The 2,749-nt window shown below is 71.5% G+C and carries 3 protein-coding genes and 1 pseudogene; 2 read left to right on the top strand and 2 right to left on the bottom strand.

The window, feature by feature from the left end:
- On the top strand, window positions 1–983 hold a 983-nt coding region (locus tag VOI19_RS17690; RefSeq protein ID WP_323794262.1), incomplete at its 5' end, for a polyprenyl synthetase family protein.
- Between the two features lie 16 nt (window positions 984–999).
- On the opposite strand, the gene rarD is transcribed toward VOI19_RS17690, so the two are convergent.
- Window positions 1,000–1,911 carry an EamA family transporter RarD gene (rarD, locus tag VOI19_RS17685; protein WP_323794261.1) on the bottom strand — a complete coding sequence of 304 codons (912 nt, stop codon included), beginning with the start codon at window positions 1,909–1,911 and terminating at the stop codon, window positions 1,000–1,002.
- A gap of 96 nt (window positions 1,912–2,007) precedes the next feature.
- On the opposite strand from rarD, the gene VOI19_RS17680 reads away from it, so the two are divergent.
- Window positions 2,008–2,496: a hypothetical protein gene (locus tag VOI19_RS17680; protein ID WP_323794260.1), complete on the top strand. Its 489-nt coding sequence runs from the start codon at window positions 2,008–2,010 to the stop codon at window positions 2,494–2,496.
- 21 nt (window positions 2,497–2,517) lie between these two features.
- Here VOI19_RS17680 and VOI19_RS17675 read toward each other — a convergent pair.
- Window positions 2,518–2,749 (bottom strand): annotated as a pseudogene (locus tag VOI19_RS17675) (2-oxoacid:ferredoxin oxidoreductase subunit beta); the annotation flags it as partial.

Raw genomic sequence — 2,749 nt, 5'->3', positions numbered from 1 at the left:
TGGCCCTCCCCATCAGCGACGCCGGGCTCGCCCGGCGGCTGGGGGAGCGGATGGCGGAGGTCGAGGAGGCGCTCTTCGGCCACGCGGTCTCGCGGGCGCCGTACGTCACGACGGCGGCGCAGCACCTGCTGTCGGCCGGCGGCAAGCGTTTCCGGCCGCTGCTGGTGCTCCTCGCCGCCGAGGCGGGGGCCCACCCGGAGTCCGACGACGTGATCACCGCGGCCTGCGTCGTGGAGATCACCCACGTCGGCTCGCTCTACCACGACGACGTGATGGACGAGGCCGACCTGCGGCGCGGGGCCGACTCGGCCAACGCCCGCTGGGACAACCTCGTCGCGATCCTCACCGGTGACTTCCTCTTCGCCAAGTCCTCCGAGCTCACCGCCCGGCTCGGCGCGGACGCCGTCCGCATCCAGGCCGAGACGTTCACCCGGCTCGTCGAGGGTCAGATCCTCGAGACGGTCAAGCCCGGCCCCGACGAGGACCCGCTCGCGCACTACCTCGACGTGGTGGCCGGCAAGACCGGCTCGCTGATCGCGACCTCGGCCCGCTACGGCGCCCGCTTCGGCGGTGCCGGCGCAGACGTCGAGGAGGCGCTGACGGCGTACGGCGAGATCGTCGGCTCGGCCTTCCAGCTCTCCGACGACATCCTCGACATCGCCTCCGAGACCGAGGAGTCGGGCAAGACCCCCGGCACCGACCTGCGCGAGGGCGTGCCGACCCTGCCGACGCTGATGGCCCAGGCCTCCACCGACCCCGCCGACGCCCGCCTCCAGGCGCTGCTCGCCGGACCGATCACCGACGAGGCGGAGGTCGCCGAGGCCCTCGACCTGCTCCGCGCGCACCCGGCCCTCGCCGAGGCCCGCGACTACGTCATCGCCCGGGCCACCGAGGCCAAGGCACTGCTCGCCGTGCTTCCGCAGGGTCCGGTGCGCGAAGCCCTCGAGGCCTTCGCCGACCTCGTCGCCGTGCGCTCCGCCTAGCTTCTCGGCGACGAGCTCAGGCGGCGGGGGAGGCCGCGACGGTCAGGATGAGCTGGCGGCGGCGGTGGCGCAGTGCCTCGACGGTGAAGACCGCGAGCGCCGTCCACACCAGCGCGAAGCCGGCCCAGCGGCCGGGAGTCATCGACTCCTGGAAGACGATCAGTCCCAGGGCGAACTGGATCATCGGCGCGAGGTACTGCAGCAGCCCGAGGCTGACCATCGGCACCCGCACCGCCGCGGCGCCGAAGAGGATCAACGGGATCGCCGTGACGATGCCGGTCGTCGGCAGGAGCAGGGCGTGGCCCAGACCCTCGCCGGTGAAGGTCGAGCGCCCGGCCGCCGAGAGCCAGACGAGGAAGCCGAGCGCGAACGGCGCGATCAGGGCCGTCTCGAACGCCAGGCTCTCGACGGGACCGACCGAGGCGGTCTTCTTGGCCAGGGCGTAGGTGCCGAACGAGAACGCCAGCACCAGGGCGATCCACGGCGGTCGGCCGTAGTCGATGCTCAGGACGACGACCGCCAGGCCGCCGATCCCGAGCGCCCACCACTGGAGCCTGCGCAGGCTCTCGCCGAGCACGAAGACGCCGAGGAGCACGGTCACGAGCGGGTTGATGAAGTAGCCCAAGGACGTCTCCACCACGCGGCCGCTGTTGACGCCGTAGATGAAGGTCGCCCAGTTGAGGGTGATCGTCACGGCCGCGACGACGAGCAGCAGTCGCACGCGGCGGTTGGCGACGATGGCGCGGACCTGAGGCACTCGTCGGAGCACGAGGACCAGCAGGCCCATGACGAGCATCGACCACACCATCCGGTGCGCGAGGATCTCGAGCGCCCCGGCGGGCTCGAGCAGTGGCCAGTAGAGCGGGAAGGCGCCCCACAGGGCGTAGGCGCCGACCCCGAGCAGGAGACCGCGGCGATGGTCGGGCACGCGCCGATACTATGGCGTCACGTCCGTGGGACTTTCTCGGGCTGGGCGTCGGAGACCGTCGTCACCCGCCCTCGCTTCAGTCACAGGAGACTCCCCATGCGCTCCAGTCGCCTCCTCCTCGTCGCCCTCCTCGCCCTGGTCCTGCTCGGACTCGTGCCGGCAGGTCCAGGTGCTGCCGGTGCTGCTGGTGCCGCCGTCACCACGTCCGACAGGACGGTGCCCGCCGCGTCCGCGGCACCGCTGCCGTCGTCCGCCGCGTCGGCTCGGGCCCGCGCCCGCACGAAGGTCAAGAAGCTGACCGGCAAGATCGTCAGGCGCCAGGGCAAGCTCTTCCTGACCGGCGTCATCCGGCCCAAGAAGGGCCCCGTGCAGGTGCAGAAGGCGACGAGCTGCAACCAGAAGAAGGGCACCTGCAACTTCAAGAAGTACCGCAAGGCCAAGATCAACAAGAAGGGCCGCTACACGATGCGGGTCTACGCCCCGACGACGGGCTCGTGGGTGTGGCGGGCACGCAAGAACGCCACCTACAGCCCGGCATGGGTGACCTGCGTCAAGAAGCCGAACCAGGACTGCCCCGCCCCGTGAGCGAGGCGTGAGCCGCTCGACCTAGACGATGCTCCACGTGTCGCCGCCGTTGATCAGCGCCGACAACCGCTCCTGGGGGGTCCCCGGGGCCGCGGCCTGTGACGACTGGATCTGAGCGCGCGCCTGGTCGTCGTACGTCGGCCGCTCGACCTGCCGGAAGATCCCGATCGGCGAGGTGTTGAGGTAGCCGGCGTCGGTCAGTCGCGAGAGGGCGAAGGCCGTGGACGGGTCGGGGTTGTGCGCGTCGTGCACC

It is taken from the genome of Nocardioides sp. (assembly GCF_034670285.1).
GTDB lineage: Bacteria > Actinomycetota > Actinomycetes > Propionibacteriales > Nocardioidaceae > Nocardioides.
Note: the sequence above shows the minus strand (reverse complement) of the source record. Positions and strands in the feature narration are given on the sequence as shown.

Excerpts from the sequence above, each read along its gene's own strand:
- VOI19_RS17680 (WP_323794260.1), top strand. The coding sequence starts at position 2,008 with ATGCGCTCCAGTCGCCTCCTCCTCGTCGCCCTCCTCGCCCTGGTCCTG.